Raw genomic sequence first — 22858 nt, 5'->3', positions numbered from 1 at the left:
AAATGCATAAATAAAATTATGCATTTTTTCTTAGCAAAAAATTATTAAAGGATTGGACCTGCTTTTGCAAACTCTATTCCAGCTTGTACATCTTTATATCTGTTGAAATTTTCTACAAACATTTTTGCAAGCTTTTTTCTTGTTTTTATAAACTCATCTTTGTCTTTCCAGCTATTTATAGGATTTAAAAGTGAGGTTTGCACACCTTTTAGCTCTTTTGGTATAGAGATATTAAAATCATCAAAGTTTTCAAACTCGCTATTTTGTATACTACCATCTAAAATCGCGTTTATGCAAGCTCTTGTAGCTTTTATGCCCATTCTTTTGCCTACGCCATAAGCGCCACCACTCCAACCAGTATTTACAAGATAAACTTTCACATCATGTTTATCAATTTTTTTCCCAAGCAGCTTTGCATAAGCAGTAGGGTGAAGTGGTAAAAATGCTTCTCCAAAGCATGCACTAAATGTGGCAACTGGCTCAGTTATACCTCTTTCTGTTCCTGCAACTTTAGCCGTATAGCCACTTAAGAAATAATACATTGCTTGTTCTTTTGTGAGTTTTGCAACAGGTGGTAAAACGCCAAAAGCATCAGCTGTTAAGAAAATAATATTTTTTGGATGCCCACCTTTTGAGCTTTTTTCTCTGTTTTGGATGTGTTCTATTGGGTAGCTAACTCTTGTGTTTTCTGTTTTTGTTCCATCATCAAAATCCACATTTCCATTTTCATCTGCTACAACATTTTCAAGAAGGGCGTCTCTTTTTATGGCATTGTAAATTTCAGGCTCATTTTCTTTGCTCAAATTTATACATTTTGCATAACATCCACCCTCAAAGTTAAATATTCCTTCATCATCCCAACCATGCTCATCGTCGCCTATTAAAGCTCTATTTGGATCTGTTGAAAGAGTTGTTTTTCCTGTTCCACTAAGTCCAAAAAATAGAGCCGTATCGCCATTTTTACCAATATTTGCAGAACAATGCATAGAAAGCTTGCCTTCTAATGGTAACCAGTAGTTCATCATAGAAAATATACCTTTTTTCATCTCGCCACCATACCAGGTTCCACCAATTACAGCAATATTTTCTTCTATATTAAATATAACAAAAACTCCACTATTTAAACCATCTTCTTTATAATCTTCATTTGAGTATTTGCAAGCATTATAAACTACAAAATCTGGTTTAAAGCCATTTAACTCATCTTCTTTTGGGCGTATAAACATATTTTTTACAAAGTGTGCTTGCCATGCAACTTCTGTTATAAATCTAACTTTTTTTTTGCTAGCCTCGCTAACACCACAATACGCATCTTGAACATAGATATTTTTGCCTGAGAGTTGTTCTTTGGATCTTTGAAGTAATTTATCAAAGAGTTCTTTTGATATTGGTTGATTTATTTTTCCCCAAGCTATGTATTTTTGAGATTCATCTTGTTTTACAAAATATTTATCTTTTGGGCTTCTTCCTGTAAATATACCAGTATCAACCATAAAAGCACCACTACTACTAATTTTTCCTTCATTATTTTTAACTTCATGCTCAAAAAGCTCTTCGTAGCTTAGGTTATGGTAAATATCTTTTACATCCTTAAGCCCAAGCTTTTTTATATCATCTAACATAGTACTCTCCTTATTTTTTTCATAAATATTTTTTATTTAACTCTTGCTAAGAGTTGATCATTTTGTACTGTATCACTTGGTGATATTAAGATTTCATCTATGATACCATCTTTTGGAGAAGTAACTTCTATCTCCATCTTCATAGCCTCAAGTACTATAACTGTTTGTCCAGCTTTTACGCTATCTCCAACTTTTAGTAAAATTTTAAATACGCTTCCAGGCACACTTGCTAGTATATCGCCGTTACCGCTAGAACTATGAGCTATATTTTTTTGTTCATTTTTTATCTCTTTTGATTTATCTTCAACCTTTGATATACTTTTTATCTCGCCGAAATTATCAAATCCATCACTTATCTCAACATTGTATTTATTGCCATTTATACTTATGCTATATTTACTTGTTTTAGATGTATTATTATCGTTTTTATGTTTTTGTTTTGGCATATTTGTATTTTTTCTAACCATAACCTTTCCTTCGCCTTTTAGGAAAGCTATGCCTTTTTCTTTGCAAGCTGCTACTATGAAAAGATTTTCTTCAGTTACTGGAATACCATTTTCTTCTAAGATTTTTTGTGTGTATTTTAAGCTTTTTGTCTCATCAATGTCAGCTATATCTATAGCATTTTGAGTAGTTGGATCTAATCCAAGTTGCTTACTAGCTAGATTTATGATATCACTATCTGGTTTTACTGGGGTTTTACCAAAATATCCAAGCACCATTTTACCATATCCTTCTGCTATCTTTTTCCATTTTCCAAACATTACATTATTAAATGCTTGTTGGAAATAAAATTGACTCACAGGTGTTACACTTGTACCAAAACCACCTTTTTCTACAACTTCTCTCATAGCCATTATTACTTCAGGAAATTTATCTAGTATATTGTTATCTCTCATCATTTGTGTATTTGCAGTTAGCGCTCCGCCTGGCATTGGTGAAAATGGTATAAGTGGGCTAACTTTAGTAGCTTCAGGTGGTAAGAAATAATCTTTTAAACAATCTTTTAAAACTTCTTCATATTTTAGTATTTTTTCTATATCAAGTCCGCCTAGGTCATAATCTTTACCTTTTATAGCATGAAGCATAGTTAAGATATCTGGTTGACTTGTACCACCGCTTACAGGGTTTGCAGCTAAGTCTATACCATCAGCTCCAGCTTCAAGTGCAGCCAAATAACAAGCTACACTAACTCCAGCGGTTTCATGAGTATGAAGTCTGATGTGAGTATTTTCTGGTAAAAGTTTTCTGGCCATTTTTATCGTTTGATAAACTTTTTCGGGACTACTTGTTCCACTTGCATCTTTAAAACAAACACTTGTATAAGGAATGCCAGCATTTAAAATCTCTCTTAATACTTTTTCATAAAACGCACAATCATGTGCGCCTGTGCAGTTTGGAGGAAGATCCATCATGGTAACAACAACTTCGTGTTTTAAGCCATGAGCCATAATCCTCTCACCACTATATTTGAGATTTTCAACATCATTTAGGGCATCAAAATTTCTTATAGTTGTAGTACCGTGTTTTGCAAAAAGTTTGGCGTGTAAATCAACTATTTCTTTGCTTCCAGTATCTAGTGTAACAGTGTTTACACCGCGACTTAAAGTTTGTAAATTTGCATCTTTACCTGCAACTTCTCTAAACTTATCCATCATTTCAAATGCATCTTCATTTAAGTAAAAATATAAACTTTGAAATCTAGCCCCACCACCAAATTCAAAGTGGGTAATTCCAGCATCTTTTGCTGCGCTTAGAGCAGGAAGAAAGTCTTTCATTAAAACTCTTGCACCAAAAACAGATTGAAAACCATCTCTAAAGGTTGTATCCATAACATCTATAAATTTTTTAGACATATCTTTTTGCCTTTTTTTTACATAAATTTTTGTAGCATCTTATCATTTTTTATATTAAGTTAAAATTATCTATAAATTTTTTTACGTTCAAAAAGGTAAAATTTCTTAAAATATTAGTTAATTTTAGTTACAATAATACATAAATTTAAAAATAAGGCTTTTTTATGAATGATATATCCGTTGTTATTTTAGCAGCTGGCTTTGGAACTAGAATGAAATCAAATAAGGCAAAAGTTCTTTTTGAGGTTAGTGGAAAACCTATGATTTATCATGTAATAGAGCGAAGTTACGAGATAAGTAGTGATGTGAGCGTAATTTTAAACTATCAATTTGATGAGATAAAAGAGATAATCTTAAAAGAATTTCCAAATGTAAAAATTTATAGACAAAATGTGGAGAAATTTCCTGGAACCGCTGGGGCCCTTTTTGATGTTAAGTTTGATAGTAAAAAAACTCTTGTTTTATGTGGAGATATGCCACTCATTCAAAGTGATGATCTAAAAAAACTTATCTCGCAAGAGTGCGATATTGCACTTAGTACATTTGAAGCAAACAATCCTTTCGGATATGGTAGAGTTATAAGTAAAAATGGGCAGATAGAATGCATTGTAGAACAAAAAGATGCTAATGATGAGCAAAAAATGGTAAAAACAGTAAATGCAGGATGTTATTGTTTTGATACATATGCTTTAAAAGAGATTTTGCCAAAAATTGATAGCAATAACGCACAAAACGAGTATTATCTAACAGACAGCATAAAAATAGCTAAAGAAATGAACTTAAAATGCGTTGCTGTTGATGTTATGGAGCGAAATTTTATGGGTATAAATGATAAATTTGCTCTGTCACAAGCTGAAAATATCATGCAAGATATGATAAAAGAAAAACTTATGAAAAGCGGTGTTTATATGCGTTTACCTCAAACCATATATATAGATAGTAGAGCCAAATTTGAAGGCGAATGCGTTGTGGAGGAAAATGTAAGCATTATAGGAAAATGTGTCATAAAAAGTAGCATTATAAAAAGTTCATCTGTGATAGAAAATAGTATTATAGAAAATTCTGATATCGGCCCTATGGCACATCTTAGACCTGGAAATGAGGTAAAAGATACACATATTGGCAATTTTGTAGAGTTAAAGAAATCAAAACTTAATGGCGTTAAAGCAGGGCATTTAAGTTACCTTGGAGATTGCGAGATAAATAGTGGTACAAATGTAGGATGTGGCACGATAACTTGCAATTATGATGGTAAGGCAAAATATAAAACCATCATCGGCAAAAATGTATTTATAGGAAGCGATACACAACTTGTAGCTCCAGTTAGTATAGAAGACGATGTTTTAATAGCTGCAGGATCTACCGTAACACAAAATGTAAAAAGTGGATGCCTTGCAATTAGTAGAGGAAAACAAATAAATAAAGAGGAATATTTTTATAAATTTTTTGGAAAAAATGATGCTAAAAAATAAAAAAATCTTGCTTGGGGTTTGTGGAAGCGTTAGCTTTTACAAAGCTTATGAGATTTTGTCTATTTTAAAAAAACTTGGTGCTGATGTTTATGTAATGCTTAGTGATGGGGCTTTAAGATTTGCAAATCCTCTTAGTTTTGAAGCACTTTGCAGCCATAAAATTCTTTGCTCGCATAGCGAAAATTGGGCTGAAGGTCTTAGTCATATAAAATATGCAAAAATGGATCTAGTCTTGATTGCTCCGTGCAGTGTAAATGTGATAAATCGTCTTGCTTATGGAATAAGCGGAACTGTATTTATGGATACTTTAATGGTTGCAAGTGGTGTAAAAACCATTATTGTTCCAGCTGCAAATAGCGCAATGCTAGAGCATTTTTCTACTAAAAAAAGCTTAGAAATTTTGAAGGAAAATGGCATTAAGATAGTTGAGCCAATTTGCAAAACTCTAGCTTGTGGCGATGTTGGAAGGGGTGCTTTAGCTGATATAGAAGATATTATCTATGCTGTTAAAAGAACTATCTTTGAAGATGAGTTTTTTAAAGATAAAAAAGTTGTAATAACAGGCGGTTCGACATACGAAAATATTGATGATGTTAGAGCTATTACTAACTTTTCAAGCGGAAAAATGGCAAAAGCACTAAGCGATGCGTTTTATATACTTGGTGCAAGCGTCCATCTTATAAGTAGTGCTGAGTTTAAAGTGCCATATAAACTTAGTAAATTTAGAAGTTCAAATGAGTTAAAAACTCTTCTTGATGAGCAAAATTTAACTAAAAATGACATATTGGTTATGGCCGCTGCAATTAGTGATTATGTGCCAAAACAAAAATTTAGTGGCAAAGTTAAAAAAGATGTTTTTGGAGATAAATTTAGCTTGGAGCTTACAAAAAATAAAGATATTTTATCAAATTTTAAAAGTCCTTGTAAGAAAATAGGCTTTAAAATGGAGATAGATGAAAATACTGCAAAACAAAATGCTATTAATATGTTAAAAAACAAAAATTTAGATGCAGTTTGTTTAAATGTTTTAAATGATAGAATTAATTTTGGCTCAAACTCAACTCAAATAGAGTTTATTACATCTAAAAACTCTACGCTTTTAAGCTATAATAGTAAAGAAAATATCGCTATGCAAATATCAAATTTGGTTAAAAATTTATGAGCCAAGTTTTGTTAAATAATTCATTACCATTAACTATAAAGGTTTTAGAAAAAACTTCATTTAATCGATATTTGCTGAAATTTGGAAATAAAACCTTAAGCACAAAAAGTTTAAAAAGCCTCGTTGTTGGTAGTGAGTATTGGGGCGAGATATCACAAAATGGAAATTTAATAGCAGTTAGCAATCTTATACAAAAGCCAGACATAGGCTATTTGCTAGAAAATGGATCAAATATCATAGAAAAAATTATTTATGAAAAAAGCTTAAAATCATTTTATGAGCTTTGTTTAAATATGCTTATGAGTTCTGATGATAAAGAGCATTTTGCTCTGTGGACCGACATTTTTATGGCGCTTAGTGAAAATATCATTCATATACCTTTTATATATGAAAATTCTCCACAGCTTTTTCAGCTTAAAAAAAGTGGTTGTAGGGTGCAAATTTATCTGATATTTTTAAATTTTGGACCACTTATATTCACATATGAAAAAAGTAAATTGTCTTCCATAAAAACACCATATAGTACTGTTGCAACTTTGCTTGGTGGATTTTTTGATATACAAATACAAATAGATTCAAACTTTGATATGCTTTGGAAAAAAAGCTCAAACTTTATTGATTTTAAAGGTTAAGATAGTTGAATAAACTTAAACATTTAGCAATTATAATGGATGGAAATGGAAGATGGGCAAAAAAGCGCTCTTTGATTAGAACAAATGGACATGAAAAAGGTGCACAGGTTGTAGATGATATAACTACGTATTGTGCAAAAAAAGGCATAAAAACGCTTAGTTTATATGCCTTTAGCACAGAAAATTGGAAAAGACCACAAAGTGAAGTTGATTTTCTCATGAAGTTGTTGAAGAAATTTATAATTTCTCAAAGAGAAAAACTTATAAATAATTGTATTAAATTTGATACAATAGGTGATATTTCTGTTTTTGATGATGATTTAAAGAATGAAATTTTAAATTTAAAAAACCTAACAAAAGATAATGATAAATTGAATTTGGTTCTCGCATTAAATTATGGGGGAAGAGATGAGATAGTTAGGGCTTGTAAAAAATTGATAGAAGAAAATACCGTTATAAGTGAAGAAAGTATCTCAAATGCAATAGATAGCGGAAGTTATGGGGATGTAGATTTACTTATAAGAACCGGTGGAGAAATGAGGCTATCAAACTTTATGCTTTGGGGGGCAAGTTATGCCGAGCTTGCATTTAGTGATACATTTTGGCCTGATTTTACTTCCAAAGAACTTGATTATATGATTCAAAAATTTGAACAAAAACACAGAAGATTTGGTGGACTTTGATGATAGGAGTTTTCTTTTTTCTTCTTGGGACTGTTATAGGCTCATTTGGAAATGTTTTAATTTATAGAATTCCTCTAAAACAAAGCGTAGTTTTTCCAGCTTCGCACTGCACAAAATGTGGAAAAAATCTAAGATTTTATCATAATATACCTATATTTTCTTGGTTATTTTTATGTGGAAAATGTGCGTTTTGCAAAAATAAAATAAGTATTATTTATCCAATTATAGAGCTAGCTAGCGGACTTTTAATGCTTTTAGGTTATATTTATAAATATGAGCTTTTTAACGCTCTTATGCTTGGTATTTGTTTTATAATCCTTCTTTGCCTTGGCATTATTGATTATAAGTTAAAAATGGTACCTGAAAATTTGCTATTTTTTGCATATATTTTTGCACTTTTATCAAATTATGATGCAAATTTATTTATATCACACTTAAAATATATAAGTTTTTATGATACATACTTTGTAGATTCTTTGATACTTGCTGGAGCTATTGTTATGATAAAAACTGCTACATCTGTTATAAAAAATCGCGGTAAAATAGATCAGAAAGTAGAGATTATGGGGGATGCTGATACTATAATAATAGCAACAATAGGAGCAATTCTTGGCATAAAAATGGGAATAATTGCGGTTGTGCTAGCTTGTATTTTGATGATACCGTTTTTTATATATCTTAGTTTGGCAAAAAAACAAACAGATATAGCTCTTCCTATGATACCATTTTTGTTTTTTGGGCTAATTTTTGTATATCTTTTTGAAGATGAAATTAGAAATTTAATTTCATTATACTATAATTATATACAAAATTTATGATTTGGTTTAGTATGAATAAAGTAAATAGATATCTTTTAAGCAGCTTTTTAAGCAGTTTTGCTTCGCTTTTTACAACGCTTTTTATAATAGTTTCACTTGTATTTTTTATACAAATTTCAAGAATTACATCTTATGTTAGTATGACTTTTTTTGAACTTGCAAAGCTTTATTTGTTTTTGCTTCCTCAAATTTTACTTTTTACAATACCAATAAGTTTTTTTGTATCTTTAGCTATAAGTTTTTTTAAGCTCTCAAAAGAAAACGAAAGTATAGTGATTTTTACTTTAGGGTATTCAACTAGACTTATAGGTAGATTTTTTTCTATATTTGCTGGCTGTGTTAGTATTTTGCTATTAGGAACTTCATTGGTTATGATTCCTCTTGCAGAAGAATTAAGTGATAATTTTGTAGGACATAAATTAAATGATGCACAACTTAATATTAAAGCTTCTCAGTTTGGTCAGAAATTTTCTGATTGGATGGTATATATTGAGGGTGAAAAAATAGATCAAAATGTAACTATATATGAAAATTTAATAATGTACCATCCGCAAAATAGTAGCGAAGACGAGCGACTTTTAATGGCTAAAACAGGAACAATCGGTAATGTAAATGGAATAATAGAATTAAAACTGATTGATGGATATAATTACGATATACGCCAATATACAATACATGCTACTAAATTTGACAATATGATTATAAGAAGTAAACAACAAGATAAATCAAAAGAAGTTGTTAGCATAATTGATTATTGGAAACAAGTATTAAGCGATGATAAGCGTAAAAAAGATTTTACTATAAATGTCTTGGTTTCTATTTTTCCACTAGCTAGCGTATATTTTGCACTTTCTTTTGGAATAGTAACTTATAGGTATGAAAAAGGTTTTATATATTTTGGCATATTTGGGGTTTTATTTTCTTATTTTACGGCTTTAATGTTACTTGTAAAACATCCTGCTATAGCAATTCCGGTTATTTTTACAACAACCATAGTATCTTCAATAATATATTTTAAAACAAAAATTTTAAGTAGATATTAAAGCATTGAAATTACTTTTTATTTATAGTTATGATGGTAGCGAATTCTGTGGCTCGCAGCGTCAACCACATGAAAATAGTGTAGAAGATTATATTCAAAGTGCACTTAGTCATGTTGGCATTTTTTCTAAATTAACATCTAGCTCTAGAACAGATAAGGGGGTTCACGCGCTAAATCAGTGCTCATGTGTAGCAATAGAAAATGATTATTTTAATGATAAAAAAAGACTATGTGAGCTTATAAATCGCCATTTGCATCCAAAAATGCATGTTAAAAAAATTATAGTTGTAAATGATAACTTTAATGTGCGTTTTGATGCCATTGCAAGAAGTTATAGATATTTGATAAATCATGGTAAATTTAGTCCTTTTTTATCAAAATATTGCCTTTTTATGCCAGAATTTGACATACAAAAGTTAAATGAAATTTTACAAGTTTTTGTAGGAGAGCATGATTTTAAAAACTATATGAAAATGGGAAGCGATGTTAAATCAAGCGTGCGAACCGTGCACTTTGCAAGAGCTTTTAGAAAAGATAATCTAAGCATAATAACATTTAAAGCAAATGGCTTTTTACGCTCCCAAATTAGGCTAATGATGGCAAATTCTTTTAAAGCTTTAAATGATGGCAAAATTATACAAAATGAGTATGAGCTAAAAGCTTTAACTAGGATACCGTTTTCTCCAAACGGACTTTATCTAAATAGAGTTTTTTATGATAAATTAAACTGATTTCTGTTTTTGCCGATATAGGAATAAAGGAGATAGCATGATAAATTCTATTTCTACAAATTTGCAAAGAGATGGTATTGTAAATTCACCTAAAACTTATTCATCATTAAATGAATTTAGCAGTTCGCTTATAAAATATGGAGAAAATCAAACAAAAATTTATGAAAATAAATTTAAAAATGATGAAAATGGTGGAAAAAGCTCGGTTGATAAACTAAAAGAAGAGATCCAAAAAGAGTTTTCAAAATATAAATTTGTAAGTAGTGAACCAAGTGACCCAATAAATGGGCAACATCTTTTATATATAGATGATAAAAATTTACAAAAAATGGCAAATGATCCAAGCTATAAAGCTAAAGTTTTTGGACTTATGAGAAGAGAACATGACTCGCTTGATACAAATCACAAGATAAGAATGGGCAGTGATGTTATAAGTTCAAATATCACAGGTTCCGTTTTTTCACTAAGTGATAAAAATGAAAATGTTGGTGGGGTTCCTTACAAAGGAATGGCAATGAGTGCACCATCATTTAGCGATAATTCATCTTCATTTGTTATAAAAAACACTAACACGTTTGGAAGCAAAGATGATTGGTTTGAAGAGCTTTTGAAGAAAATAAAAGAGAAAAAAGATGAAGAAAAACGCATAGAGTTTCAAAAAGAGAAAAATGAGATTTTAAATATCAAAATTTAGCTATCTAAACTGAAAATAAAGCTCATCTATATTTTGATAAAGAAGAGCTTTGAAATTTTCTTTTTGAGCCATAAGTTCTGCTTTTAGCTCCGATTCAAATTCTTCCCTATTTAGCTTTTCATCAGCTTTTGATACAACATAATCAAATCCAAACCAAGTGGTTATAGCAAGGATTGGTACACAAATTATGCTTGCTGGACCGCAAAACGTGCCACTTGTTCCAGCGCCTAAGCTAGTTGAGCTTTTTAAAGCCAGCTTTGCTCCACTTTTTGCAGCAACTTTTGTGCCAGTTTTTAACATTGCTAAACTACCAATAGTTAAAACCGAATTTACTCCAAATTTTAGTTTGTAGCTTTGCATATCTATAATGTTTAAGATATTTGATACATTAGAATCTACTGTGCTTTCTTCTTGTATTTTACTTATGTCTTTTTTTAAATTATCTAAATTTAATACAACGATATTTGTTATAGTTTCGTTAAAGTCAGTAGGAAAACTATCTTTTATTATATTTTCAAATTTATTTTGATAAAAGTTTGAAGAGCTTTTATCAACTGCCCAATGATAAAGTTTTACATAATCACTATGCCAAGCATACTCAAAATCAGCTATTTTTTTAACAGCTTTATCAACGCTTGTTTCATAAATTTGATCTATGTAAATATCTAGGGAATTTTTTGTATTTGTTAAATTTTGACTTATTGCACTATTTATTTCGTTTTTTAAATTTAGCAAAATTTGCTTACTTTTAAGCTCATTTTCATGAGTTTCATTTAAAAATGAAGCTAAGAAAAATATCAAAACACCAAATGCTAAAATAAATATAGTTTCCAAAAAGTAGCCAAATTTAAAACTATATTTTTTATCTTTTTTGGTAAATAAAAATGAATAAATATGAGTAATTGCTACAAAAAATGCAAAATAATTCAAGCCTATTATAACCCAAACTATGATTTTACCAAGTTTTGTTTGAAGTAGGGTAAAAAGATAGTTTTGGACATTTTCTATAAATCCATTTATGGTTAGTATTTCATTTATCAATATACATTGAGAATTTTTTAGATCTAAAATGAAAATTTCAGATAAACTAATGTCTTTTCCCCAAATAAAATTTATAAAAAGTAATATAAAAATAACTGTTGTAAAAGTGCTTGAAATGTAAATAATAGCTTTTTTAAGGCTATAATTTGACATTTTAAACTCACGCATCAAGCTTTTCATTATAATAAATTTAGTTATTATAAAAATCAGAGGTATAGCAAGAAATATATATAAAAAAACGTAATTATCTATATTGGCAAAGTTAAGCACCGTTATAAAAGTAAAAAACAGAGCTTTTATAAAAGAAGAAATGCTGTAGCGAAGATTCCCGCTTAAATATGGTTTTATTTTACTGCTTTTTCTAAATATTGCTTCGTTTAAAAATCTTTTTGAAATTATGCTATAAGAAAAAATTTCATAACTTAACACAAGTAAAAATAGTATAAAATATAATAAAAACGCAGTGCAGGTTATCTGATCAAAAATAAATATGAAAGATAATATTAGAAAAAAGATTAAAATTTTAAGTAGTAAGTTCATGAGAAATTTAAGCATCTCTATGATTAAGAGATGCTTAAAAAGTAGGGCAAACTACATCATTCCGCCCATACCACCCATTCCGCCCATACCACTCATGTCTGGCATAGCAGGTTTATCTTCTTTTATCTCACTTACTGTTGCTTCTGTTGTAAGAAGTAGGCTTGCAACGCTAATCGCGTTTTGTAAAGCTACTCTTGATACTTTAACGGGGTCAATGATACCAGCTTCGAACATATTTACATACTCGCCTTTTGCAGCATCAAAGCCATAATTTTCATCTGTATTTGTTTCAACTGCATTTGCAACAACGCCAGCATCAAATCCAGCATTTTCAGCGATTTGTCTAAGTGGAGCACGAAGAGCTCTTTTTACTATATCAGCGCCTATTGCCTCATCACCTTTAAGATCTAGTTTAACTTTTGCTCCAGCTTTTATAATAGCTGCACCACCGCCTATAACAATACCTTCTTCAACTGCTGCTTTTGTAGCAGAAAGTGCATCATCAACTCGGTCTTTTTTCTCTTTCATTTCTGTTTCAGTTGCTGCACCAACTTTTATAACTGCAACACCACCGCTAAGTTTAGCTAGTCTTTCTTGTAATTTTTCTCTATCATAATCGCTTGTTGTCTCAGCTATTTGAGCTTTTATTTGATTAACTCTTGCGTCAATTGATGCTTTCTCGCCTTTACCATTTACTATAGTAGTGTTATCTTTATCTATTACTACTCTATCTGCTTCACCAAGATCAGCCACAGTTGCACTTTCTAGTGTTCTTCCTAACTCTTCACTAACAACTTCACCGCCTGTTAAAATAGCGATATCTTCAAGCATTGCTTTTCTTCTATCACCAAAACCAGGAGCTTTTACGGCTGAAATGTTTAAAACTCCACGAAGTTTGTTTACAACCAATGTTGCAAGTGCTTCACCTTCGATATCTTCAGCTATAATAAGAAGTGGTTTGCCTGATTTTTGAACTTGTTCTAAAACAGGTAGTAAATCTTTTAAATTTGTTATCTTTTTATCAAAAAGTAAAATGTAAGGGTTGCTTAACTCAACTGTCATTTTTTCTGAATTTGTGATAAAATATGGACTTAAATAACCTCTATCAAACTGCATACCCTCAACAACATTTAGCTCATCATTTATTGATTTTGCTTCTTCTACTGTTATAACGCCATCTTTGCCAACTTTATCCATAGCATCAGCTATAAGTGAACCAACAGCTTCGTCTGAGTTTGCAGAGATCGTAGCAACTTGAGCTATCTCTTTTTTATCTTTTACTTTTTTAGACATATTTTTAAGCTCAGTTATGATTGCTTCAGCAACTTTGTCCATACCGCGTTTTACTTCGATCGGATTTGCTCCAGCTGTAATATTTCTAAGACCTTCTTTAAATATAGAATGAGCTAAAACTGTTGCAGTTGTTGTACCATCGCCTGCTTGATCATTTGTTTTGTTTGCAACTTCTTTTACAAGTCCTGCGCCCATATTTTCTATTGTATCTTTAAGTTCTATTTCTTTTGCAACACTAACACCATCTTTTGTGATAGAAGGAGCGCCAAAACTTTTTTGTATAAGCACATTTCTACCTCTTGGTCCCATTGTTACTTTAACTGCATCGTTAAGTTTTCTTACACCCTCATATAGTCTATTTCTTGCGTCATCTGAAAAAATTATCTCTTTTGCCATTTTTTATCTCCTTATTTTATAATACCCAAAATATCATCAATGCTTAAAACCAAATATTTTTTATCATCTAGATTTATTTCTGTTCCGCCATATTTTGCAAATACAACTTTATCACCTTCTTGTAAGCATTCAACTTCTTTGCTAACTGCAACTACTTTTCCACTTAAAGGTTTTTCTTTAGCATTGTCAGGTATAATTATACCTGTAGCAGTTTTGTTTGTTTCTTCTACGCGTTCAATTAAAACACGTTTACCGAGTGGTTTGAATTTCATTTTGTTTCCTTTGTTAAAATAAATTTATTAGCACTCTTTTGCTTTGAGTGATGAAATTATATGATAATTTTTATAAAATGTCAATAGTTAAATAAAAAATTATCATATAATTTTAGTCTAAGACACTAAAGTTTTATGCTAGAAGTTATTAAATTTAAGGATGAAAATATGAAAAAAGTATTTTTAATTTTGGGATGTATAGCCATATTTTTGGTTTTAGTAGTTGCATTTTTATTTTCTAGTGCGGGCAATAGTCTTATAAAGCCCTATGTTGAAAAAGTTATTAAAGAAAAGAGCGGATATGATGTAAAATTTGAAACATTTAGAGTTGGTTTTAATCATTTAAATTTAAAAGGAGATATTAATAAAGAAATTTTTTTAAATTTAAATGGCCCTTATTCTATCTTTTCTAGAAGTTTTGATGTTGATTATCAAATAAATATAGAAAATTTAAAAAGCTTTGGCTTTGAGCTTGGGGAAAAGATGAATTTAATCGGAAAAATAAATGGCAACATGAATGACTTTGATGCAAACTCAAGTGGTAGATTTTTAGATAGTGATATAAAAGTTATTGCAAATATAAAAGATATGAAACCATATAACTTAAAAATAGATGCAAATGGCTTAAATTTAGCAAAAGCTTTACCTCTTGCTAAGCAGCCCCTATATGCTTATGGAAATGTAGATATAAATGCTGATATACAAAATGCACAAGGTTCAGCTACTATAAATGCAAAAGATGTGAGATTAAATGAAAAAGTTTTTAGCGATGAGCTAAATATAACACTCCCTTCAAATACAACTCTTAGTGGTATTAGTGAGCTAAAGATGCAAGGTGATAATATAAATGCTAAAACATATATAAATTCAAATTTAAAAGTAGAAGCGAGTGCTAAAAATACAACTATAAATTTAAAAACAAAACAAATAGATAGTGATTTTGATATAAAATTAAATGATCTTTCTAATCTTGAGTCATTTACTAAACAAAAATTAGTAGGAGCTCTTAATATAATCGGAGCTACTAATATAAAAGATAATAAAATAACTATCCTTTATGCTAAAGTTTTGGGCTTAGATGGTGATATAGTTGCAAATTTAAAAGACGAAGATCTTAAAATATCTCTTAAAAATGTTAGTTTACAAAAAGTTTTAAAAATCCTAAATCAACCAAGTTTATCAAATGGAAATATAAACGGTGAGATACTTTCAAATATAAGTTTTAAAAACGCAAAAGGAAAAATGACTATAAAAGATGCACTTTTAAACAAGCCTGAGCTTGATAAAATGAGTGGAAAAAGCTTTCCAAGCAATATAAAATATAGCCTAGATGCAAATTTCGATAAAAAAGATGATGCCATAAATGCAAAAGCAAATTTAGATAGCAACTTGGCAAAATTTGATATAAAAAATGCCGCTATAAAAAATGGCAATTTTAGTTCGGATTATGTTTTAGATATACCTAATTTAAATGCTTTATCATTTCTTACAAATACAAATTTAACTGGAAATTTTGTTGCAAACGGAAGCACAAATATACAAAATGGTAAATTTTTAACATCTATAATATCAAATTTTCTAAATGGAAATTTAAAAGTAGATATAAAAAATGATAATTTTAATAAAACTGGTTTTAATGGCCTTATCTTAACTTCAAATTTTAAAACTTTTGATGTTAAAAAATTAACTGATATGTTAAATTACAAACATATATATAATGGTATGGGAGATGCTAGTTTAAATTATGATTTATCTAAAAAGAATGGAAATTTCTCTTTAGATGTAAATGATGGAATGCTTGCAAGTAACGAGTTTATAAACATACTAAAAGCTGTATCAGAAGGTAGCTTTGATGCAACGGTTTTTGATAAAGCTGATGTAAATGGAACTATACAAAACGATAATATCAATTTTGATGCTTGGATTGGAAATAGTGGTAAAAGCGGTAAAAAAAGCAAGGGTGCTTTTGATGTAAAAAAGGGAACATTAAATTTAGTGACATCTGAAATCTATATACCAGTAAGAGGAAATATAGAAAAAACAGATATATCAATAGATATAACAGGAACTACAAAAGAGCCAAAATATAATGTAGGTTCTGCTTATTTAAAGTCTAAATTTTCAAGACAGCTAGATAAAGGTTTGGATAAGCTTTTTGGATCTGATTCAAACACTACCGCAGATACAAATGGCACACAAACTTTAGATCAAAATAGCTCATCAAAAGATAGGACAAAAGACGCTGTAAAAGGAATATTAAAAGAGTTATTTTAGTTCATTATCTAGTAATTTTATCTTTTCTAAAGCAAGATTTGCGGAGTGTAGAGCGTTTTTGCTTAGTCCTTTTTGAAAGTCTAAAACATTTTCAAAAAGGACAGAGATACCTAAAAATATAGTCTTAGGACAAATAGTTCTAAGATAACTTAGCAAGACTGGTGCTGGCAGATTGTGAGTAGAATACATATAAGTTTTTTCATCACTTATATCTAAAAACTCGCTAATTCCTTCTTTAAATCCACTCATAGCATCAACTACTACTAAAATGTCTGGAGCAAAATTTCTAATAGCTCCAAACTCATTTTCTGGCACATCTTCACCATAAAAAACCTTCCATTCGTTTAATTCTTTCTCTACTAAATTTCCAAGATATAAAGCTATTCCGTCATCTCCTCTTAGCTCATTTCCTATACATAAAAGTGCTTTTTTCATATTTGGCTTTCTTTAAAATTTTAAAAAGAAGTTTAGCAAAATAAAATAAAAATAACTATATTTTATGAATAGTAAGAAAGTATTAAAATTTAAAGTGTAATATTTTGTTCTAATTTAATAAGGAGAATATAAATTATGAAAGACATGGGCGAGCCAAAAATAAAAATAGTAGCAATGCCAAGTGATACAAATCCGGCTGGAAATATATTTGGAGGATGGATTATGTCTCAAATTGATTTAGCTGGAGCTATAGCAGCAAAAGAAATGGCGCCAGAAAGAGTTGTTACTATATCTATGAAAGAGGTTGTTTTTAATGAACCTGTTTTTGTAGGCGATATTGTAAGTTGTTATGCAAAAGTCATTAGTGTTGGAAAAACATCCATAACTACTCTTGTAAAAGTAGTTGTTCAAAGACTAACAGATCATAATACAACAATATGTGTTCCTGTCACTACAGCTGAAGTTGTATATGTTAGTGTTAATAAAGCAGGAGAGAAGAAGCCTATAGATACTGATTTAAAAAGGTTGCATGGGTTTTAAATTTAGATAAATTTACAAGTCAAACGACTTGTAAATTTTAGCTTTTATTTATTATTTTTTAGCATTTGCGTTATTTCATTTATTGATTCTGATGTTTTTTCAGCTAATTTTCTTACTTCATCTGCAACTACTGCAAATCCTCTGCCGTATTCGCCAGCTCTTGCAGCTTCTATGGCAGCATTTAATGCAAGTAGATTTGTTTGGTCAGCTATCTCGTCCATTGTAACAACTATAGATGATATATTTTCTATATTTTGTTTTATCTTTTCATTTTGGTCTTTTTCTATTTCACGAGCCTTTATCTCTTTTTTAGCGGCATCAATATCTGATATTACACCAACTATTCGGTTTATATCTCCGTTTTGAGACCTATTTGCTCTACATTGAAATCTAAAATATCTATAATCTTTATTTTTTACATTTAATCTAAGTTCTGTATCTAGGATGCTTTCATTATGTTTAATAAAATATTCTAATTTTTGTTTTAGTGTATCTAAATCATCTTTGTGGACTCTTGAAAAAATTGTTTCTATGGAGTTCTCTGTGGTGAAATTTTCATTTTCTCCTAAAAGTGTTTTGAAGTGATTTGAAAACCAAAATATATTTTTTTTACTTCTTATGTCTTTTTCTTTTATCACAACATCCCAAAGTCCATCACTCAGCATATCTTGTGATAAAAAAAATCTTAAATTTGTGCTTTCAAGTTTATCTTGATTAACAACTTCATCATTTATATCTGTTAATGAACCAGCTATCATTAGTGGATTGTTTTTCGAATCCCTTTTTACTATACCAGCTGCTTTAAACCAGTAGTATTCACCGCTTTTTAATTTTAGTCTATATTTTACATCGTAAGGGGTTCTTCCCGTTTTATCATTTAAGCTTACGGCAAAAGCATTTAGAGTTTTATCGCGATCTTCAGGATGAAGTTTCTCAGCCCAGCTTCCAAGTAAATTTGGGAAATCATTTACATCATTGTAGCCAAGCATATGTCTAAATTTATCAGACCACATAAAAGGGGTGTTTTCTTTTATATTTCCATCTTCTGGGAAATTCATATACCACAAACCATCTCTTGAAACATTCATCATTAAATTTTTTTCTTCTAGTTCTGTTTTGCAAGTTTTTAAATCAGCATTTTCACCATCTTTTAAATTTTCAATTTGTTCTTTTTGTAAATTTATTGTATTTTTGTACTGAGATATCATATTTTGTATATTATTTAAACTGTTTTTAGAAGTATCGCTTAAGTTTAAATTATCAAAATAAGCCTTGTTTTCAGTTTGCATGAAACTTTCTAAATTTTTAATAAAATTTTCTAAATTTTGCTTGGAATTGTTAAACATAGCTTTATCCTTTTTGGTTGATTTTAATTTATATATTTTACTATAATTTCATGCATAATATTTAAATTTTTATTAGTTATTTATAAAATTTTAAATATTATCATAAATTAAAATTTAAAAGGAAAATTATGATAGATCAAATTTTTAGAGAGTATGACATAAGAGGAATTTTTGGTGATGATTTAAATGAGAGTTGTGTTAAATTAATAGGCTTAAAACTTGGCGAAATTATGCAAAAAAAAGGTGTAAAAACACTTAGTATAGGGTATGATGCAAGGCTTAGTGCAAATGATCTTTTTTCTTGGCTAGTTAGCGGACTTAAAAAAAGCGATATCAAGCTTTTTGATATAGGTATGGCACCGACTCCTGTAGGTTATTTTAGTGTGTTTACTGAGAAATTTAATGCAAATATAATGATAACTGGATCACATAATCCAAAAGAATATAATGGATTTAAAATAACAATCTTTAAAGATAGCTATTTTGGAAAGGATTTGCAATATTTAAAAAATTTAGTAATTGATGCGCTAAATCAAAATTTAGATAAAGATATAAGTATTGATGCAAATATCCAAAAGTATGATATTTTAAGCGAATACATAAGCTTTTTTGTAAAGGAATTCGCTCATCTTAAAGATTTTAAAACTCCTTTTGTTGCTGATTGTGCAAATGGAGCTGCTGGCATAACTCTTGGCGAAATTTGTAAAAAACTAAATTTAAATGCAACGATACTTTATGAAAACCCAGATGGAAATTTCCCAAATCATCATCCAGATCCTACAATACAAGAAAATCTTAATGATGTGAAAGATTTTATGAAAAAAAATAACCTAAATTTAGGTATAGCTTTTGATGGAGATGCTGATAGAGTTGCGGTTTTAACACCCAAAAGAGATATAAAGGGCGATGAGCTTGCTTGTCTTTATACGTTAAATATGAAAAATCCTAGAGTTTTAGGAGAAGTAAAATGCTCCACTGTGATGTTTGATTATATAGATAAGGTTGGTAAAAGCTTCATAGGAAAAACTGGGCATAGCAACATAAAAAAAGCCATGAAAGAACAAAATATAGACCTTGCTGCTGAAGTTAGTGGACACATCTTCTTTAAAGAGAGATATTTTGGATTTGATGATGCTATGTATGCTATGATGAGGGTTTTAGAGCTTATTCATCTTGGGTATAATTTAGATGATGAGCTTGATAAGCTTCCAAAACTTTATAGTACAGATGAGATAAAAGTAAAAACCAGTGAAGAAAATAAATTTAAAATAATAGAAATTTTAAAAAGTAAGATAAAAGATGGCATAGATGAACTTCCTGAGATAAAAAAACTTATAGAAATAGATGGTATTAGAGTTCATTTTGATGAGGGTTGGGCGCTAGTAAGAGCATCAAATACAACTCCTGTTTTAGTAACTAGATTTGAGGCAAATTCAAAAGAGTTCTTAGAAAAAATACAAAGTGTTTTTGACGAAATTTTAAATGAGATAAGTGCTAGTTTATAAGAAAGCAAATTTTTGTTAGAGCAAATTTTAGAGATTTTAAAAACATCTAATGTGTTTTTAACTGGTGGTGGAGGAGTTGGAAAGAGTTATTTAGTTTTAGAGATAATCAAGTATTATCAAAATAACTCAAAAAAAGTTATTTCTCTTGGAAGTACTGGTATAAGCGCAATTGGAATAGGTGGTATTACGCTTCATAGCTTTTTTAAACTTGGAATTTGCTCAAACTATGAAGAACTGAAAGCCTACGATAAGAAAAATTGTCAAAAACTAAAAGATCTAAATGAAATTATAAAAACAACAGATCTTATAGTAATAGATGAAATTTCTATGGTTTCAGCAAGCATTATGGATCTAATATATCTTAGGCTGATAAATGCTAAATTTACTGGTAGAGTGCTTTTAGTAGGCGATTTTTATCAACTACCGCCAGTCAAAAAAGAGCCTACAAATACACTTTTTAATCAAATTTACGCTTTTTCATCTAACGCTTGGAGTGATTTAAACTTAGTAAATATTGAGCTTTGTGAATCAAAAAGAACAAATGATAAAGTTTTTTATACTTTTCTTTCAAATTTAAGAGTGGGAGAGATTGGATTTAGAGAAATTTCATATATAAAAACTTTTTTAAGTAAAGAGGTTGATTTTGACTCAAGTGTGCTTTTTGGAACAAATATTGAAGCCGATAGATTAAATATGCTAAAACTATCTGAACTTAATTCTCAACTTGAAATATCTCATGGTTATTTTGAAGTTTATGATGAGAACATAAATGAAAGTTTTTTGTTAAAATGGATAGGAAATCTTAATGTAACTGATGAGCTAAAGATGAAAGTAGGGGCAAAGGTTATATTTACAACAAACAAATGGGGTGAGTTTTTTAATGGGCAAAGAGGGCAAATAGTTGATATTATAAAGCAAAATGGCGAAATAGAACTTGTAAAAATTTTAGTTGAAAACGGAAATACACTCGAGGTAATAAGACAAAAGTATGATTTAAGTGATTATGTTATAGAAAATGGAGAAATAAATGAGAATGTAAAAGCTAGTTATTTTCAGTTTCCTTTTAAACTTGCTTATGCCATTACAATACACAAATCGCAAGGTATGAGTATAAGTAATCTTACTTGTAATTTAGATAAAATTTTTGTTTCAGGCCAGCTTTATGTAGCACTTTCTCGCTCTAGCAATCCAAAAAATTTAAAAATCATCTTTAATAGAAATGAAAACTTTGAAAATTATATTAAAAAAAATGCTACAATAGACCAAGAAGTAGCAAATTTTTATGCAAAAAATAACTTTATAAAGGAGATATTGTGAGGATTTTTCTTTGTATTTTAATGTTTTTTACTTTTGCATTTAGTGAAGGTATAAACATAGAAAATTTTGAAACAAATTTATATTCAAAGGCTGGTAAAAATACTATACGAAAAGTCTCATTAACTGCTGAAGTTATAGGTAGAGATTTGATGGAAAATAAAGGTAAAATTTTAGATAGCATAAATGTTATTATAAGTAGTTATTTTGTAGAAGATATTATGACATCTAAAGGCAAAGAAAACTTTAAAAATATGGTTTTGGACTATGCTAGAAAAAGATACAATGTAGATGTGGAGGCAATTTATATTATAGAATTAAAAACAATGAGTGAGCCAAGTATGGATGAGATCATAGCTGCCATTAGATCAACTGATATTTGCAAAACTGTAGGGCAACATCCACAACCTTCTGTGCCACAAGTTGTTACTCCACAACAACCAAATGCTCCTGCTATAAATCAAAAACCTAACTTAAATGAGTTTTATAATGGTGGAAATAGTGCTAAAAGTCCAAATTTAAATGGATATGATTATACAAAAGATCCGAATTTTGGTAAGGACTTTGGAGAAAATTAATTTTTAACTATATCGTAGTTATTTGGAATTTTTGGCACAAAATCATCTCTATCTATAGAGATATCTTTTTGTGTATTTTTTAGCTTAATCTCTACAGCATTGTCCAACTTATCTTTATAGGTTATTATACTTGGAAGGGAATTTTGTAATAAAACTTTATAAGTAATACCATCAAATGTTGCTTCGTATCTATCGTTTGATACTTTTTTTGCGCTTTTTAAAATCTTTGTTAAATTTGGACTATCTTTTAAGTTTGAAACTATAACTTGCTCTAAATCAGGCTCAACTATCATAACTTTATCTTGTCCAAAATATATAGTTTTGTTTGTTGGTTCTGTGTATATCCAAACAGCCTTATTATCATCAGTTGCGCTAAAGCTGCCTTTATAAATTATCTTTGCATCGCCGCTTGTAACAGTTTGTGTAAAATCACTTTTTAAACTCGTATAATCAAGTTCATTGCTAAAAGCCAAAACGCAAAATGCAAATAAAATAGAAATTTTTTTCATATAAAAACCCTTTTGTTGTGATCAAGGCAAAATACTACCATCAAAAATTAAACAATAAATAAAATAATCTATGATAAAATATCAGCTTAAATTTAAAAAAAGG

20 protein-coding genes and 2 pseudogenes are annotated in these 22858 nt (G+C 29.6%); 13 read left to right on the top strand and 9 right to left on the bottom strand.

Annotation, left to right across the window (positions count from 1 at the left end):
• Nucleotides 1–44 precede the first annotated feature (44 nt).
• Both pckA and ACZ5VL_RS08080 read right to left on the bottom strand, forming a co-directional pair.
• On the bottom strand, nucleotides 45–1622 hold the full coding sequence (gene pckA / locus ACZ5VL_RS08085; protein ID WP_464198601.1) for a phosphoenolpyruvate carboxykinase (ATP): 1578 nt from the start codon (nucleotides 1620–1622) through the stop codon (nucleotides 45–47).
• Nucleotides 1623–1654: 32 nt separating this feature from the next.
• On the bottom strand, nucleotides 1655–3478 hold the full coding sequence (locus ACZ5VL_RS08080) for a biotin/lipoyl-containing protein (protein ID WP_464198599.1): 1824 nt from the start codon (nucleotides 3476–3478) through the stop codon (nucleotides 1655–1657).
• A 164-nt stretch (nucleotides 3479–3642) separates the two neighbouring features.
• Between ACZ5VL_RS08080 and glmU the strand changes: the two genes are divergently transcribed.
• The 8 genes from glmU to ACZ5VL_RS08040 are packed head-to-tail and all read left to right on the top strand — an operon-like array spanning nucleotide 3643 to nucleotide 10712.
• The gene (gene glmU, locus ACZ5VL_RS08075; RefSeq protein WP_464198597.1) at nucleotides 3643–4950 is read left to right on the top strand and encodes a bifunctional UDP-N-acetylglucosamine diphosphorylase/glucosamine-1-phosphate N-acetyltransferase GlmU; all 1308 of its coding nucleotides are present in this window, start codon (nucleotides 3643–3645) and stop codon (nucleotides 4948–4950) included.
• Nucleotides 4937–6112, top strand: coding sequence for a bifunctional phosphopantothenoylcysteine decarboxylase/phosphopantothenate--cysteine ligase CoaBC (gene coaBC / locus ACZ5VL_RS08070; RefSeq protein WP_464198596.1), 1176 nt, complete (start codon nucleotides 4937–4939; stop codon nucleotides 6110–6112). Before glmU ends, coaBC begins: the two co-directional genes overlap by 14 nt.
• Before the next feature lie 8 nt (nucleotides 6113–6120).
• Nucleotides 6121–6744, top strand: a complete 624-nt coding sequence (locus ACZ5VL_RS08065) for a hypothetical protein (RefSeq protein WP_464198594.1) — start codon at nucleotides 6121–6123, stop codon at nucleotides 6742–6744.
• A gap of 5 nt (nucleotides 6745–6749) precedes the next feature.
• Nucleotides 6750–7427 carry a polyprenyl diphosphate synthase gene (gene uppS, locus ACZ5VL_RS08060; RefSeq protein ID WP_464198592.1) on the top strand — a complete coding sequence of 226 codons (678 nt, stop codon included), beginning with the start codon at nucleotides 6750–6752 and terminating at the stop codon, nucleotides 7425–7427.
• On the top strand, nucleotides 7427–8245 hold the full coding sequence (locus tag ACZ5VL_RS08055; RefSeq protein WP_464198590.1) for a prepilin peptidase: 819 nt from the start codon (nucleotides 7427–7429) through the stop codon (nucleotides 8243–8245). Before uppS ends, ACZ5VL_RS08055 begins: the two co-directional genes overlap by 1 nt.
• 11 nt (nucleotides 8246–8256) lie before the next feature.
• A complete protein-coding gene (locus ACZ5VL_RS08050) occupies nucleotides 8257–9288 on the top strand; it encodes an LptF/LptG family permease (protein ID WP_464198588.1) in 1032 nt (343 codons plus the stop codon).
• 4 nt (nucleotides 9289–9292) lie between these two features.
• Nucleotides 9293–10018, top strand: a complete 726-nt coding sequence (truA, locus tag ACZ5VL_RS08045) for a tRNA pseudouridine(38-40) synthase TruA (RefSeq protein ID WP_464198586.1) — start codon at nucleotides 9293–9295, stop codon at nucleotides 10016–10018.
• 37 nt (nucleotides 10019–10055) lie between these two features.
• Nucleotides 10056–10712: a hypothetical protein gene (locus ACZ5VL_RS08040; protein ID WP_464198584.1), complete on the top strand. Its 657-nt coding sequence runs from the start codon at nucleotides 10056–10058 to the stop codon at nucleotides 10710–10712.
• On the opposite strand, the gene ACZ5VL_RS08035 is transcribed toward ACZ5VL_RS08040, so the two are convergent.
• From ACZ5VL_RS08035 to groES, 3 genes are all read right to left on the bottom strand, one after another.
• A complete protein-coding gene (locus ACZ5VL_RS08035) occupies nucleotides 10713–11906 on the bottom strand; it encodes a hypothetical protein (protein ID WP_464198582.1) in 1194 nt (397 codons plus the stop codon).
• 438 nt (nucleotides 11907–12344) lie between these two features.
• Nucleotides 12345–13982 (bottom strand): chaperonin GroEL, encoded by a 1638-nt coding sequence (groL, locus tag ACZ5VL_RS08030; RefSeq protein WP_464198580.1) that lies wholly within the window; start codon nucleotides 13980–13982, stop codon nucleotides 12345–12347.
• Between the two features lie 11 nt (nucleotides 13983–13993).
• Nucleotides 13994–14254 carry a co-chaperone GroES gene (gene groES / locus ACZ5VL_RS08025; protein ID WP_464198578.1) on the bottom strand — a complete coding sequence of 87 codons (261 nt, stop codon included), beginning with the start codon at nucleotides 14252–14254 and terminating at the stop codon, nucleotides 13994–13996.
• Nucleotides 14255–14422: 168 nt separating this feature from the next.
• Here groES and ACZ5VL_RS08020 point away from each other — a divergent pair, with 168 nt between their 5' ends.
• Entirely contained in the window at nucleotides 14423–16528 is a 2106-nt protein-coding gene (locus ACZ5VL_RS08020) for an AsmA family protein (RefSeq protein WP_464198576.1), read from the top strand.
• Here the strand turns inward: ACZ5VL_RS08020 and ACZ5VL_RS08015 are convergent.
• Nucleotides 16520–16963, bottom strand: coding sequence for a hydrogenase 3 maturation endopeptidase HyCI (locus tag ACZ5VL_RS08015; protein WP_464198574.1), 444 nt, complete (start codon nucleotides 16961–16963; stop codon nucleotides 16520–16522). The genes ACZ5VL_RS08020 and ACZ5VL_RS08015 overlap by 9 nt on opposite strands.
• A 135-nt stretch (nucleotides 16964–17098) precedes the next feature.
• Here ACZ5VL_RS08015 and ACZ5VL_RS08010 point away from each other — a divergent pair, with 135 nt between their 5' ends.
• The gene (locus ACZ5VL_RS08010; RefSeq protein WP_464198572.1) at nucleotides 17099–17503 is read left to right on the top strand and encodes an acyl-CoA thioesterase; all 405 of its coding nucleotides are present in this window, start codon (nucleotides 17099–17101) and stop codon (nucleotides 17501–17503) included.
• Nucleotides 17504–17574: 71 nt separating this feature from the next.
• Here the strand turns inward: ACZ5VL_RS08010 and ACZ5VL_RS08005 are convergent.
• Both ACZ5VL_RS08005 and ACZ5VL_RS08000 read right to left on the bottom strand, forming a co-directional pair.
• Nucleotides 17575–17751: pseudogene (locus tag ACZ5VL_RS08005) on the bottom strand (methyl-accepting chemotaxis protein); the annotation flags it as partial.
• A 132-nt stretch (nucleotides 17752–17883) separates the two neighbouring features.
• Nucleotides 17884–18492: pseudogene (locus tag ACZ5VL_RS08000) on the bottom strand (PAS domain-containing protein); the annotation flags it as partial.
• Between the two features lie 485 nt (nucleotides 18493–18977).
• Here ACZ5VL_RS08000 and ACZ5VL_RS07995 point away from each other — a divergent pair.
• Genes ACZ5VL_RS07995 through ACZ5VL_RS07985 form a run of 3 tightly spaced genes read left to right on the top strand, consistent with a single transcriptional unit; the run spans nucleotide 18978 to nucleotide 22246 of the window.
• Nucleotides 18978–20354 (top strand): phosphomannomutase/phosphoglucomutase, encoded by a 1377-nt coding sequence (locus tag ACZ5VL_RS07995; protein ID WP_464198570.1) that lies wholly within the window; start codon nucleotides 18978–18980, stop codon nucleotides 20352–20354.
• 12 nt (nucleotides 20355–20366) lie between these two features.
• Nucleotides 20367–21671: an ATP-dependent DNA helicase gene (locus ACZ5VL_RS07990; protein WP_464198568.1), complete on the top strand. Its 1305-nt coding sequence runs from the start codon at nucleotides 20367–20369 to the stop codon at nucleotides 21669–21671.
• Complete coding sequence (locus ACZ5VL_RS07985; RefSeq protein WP_464198566.1) at nucleotides 21668–22246, top strand: hypothetical protein; 579 nt, start codon at nucleotides 21668–21670, stop codon at nucleotides 22244–22246. Before ACZ5VL_RS07990 ends, ACZ5VL_RS07985 begins: the two co-directional genes overlap by 4 nt.
• On the opposite strand, the gene lolA is transcribed toward ACZ5VL_RS07985, so the two are convergent.
• A complete protein-coding gene (gene lolA / locus ACZ5VL_RS07980; protein ID WP_464198564.1) occupies nucleotides 22243–22755 on the bottom strand; it encodes a LolA-like outer membrane lipoprotein chaperone in 513 nt (170 codons plus the stop codon). The genes ACZ5VL_RS07985 and lolA overlap by 4 nt on opposite strands.
• Nucleotides 22756–22858: the final 103 nt, after the last annotated feature.

The sequence above is a fragment of the Campylobacter sp. GTC17093 genome (assembly GCF_055397635.1).
This window is presented reverse-complemented; position numbering and strand designations above follow the sequence as displayed.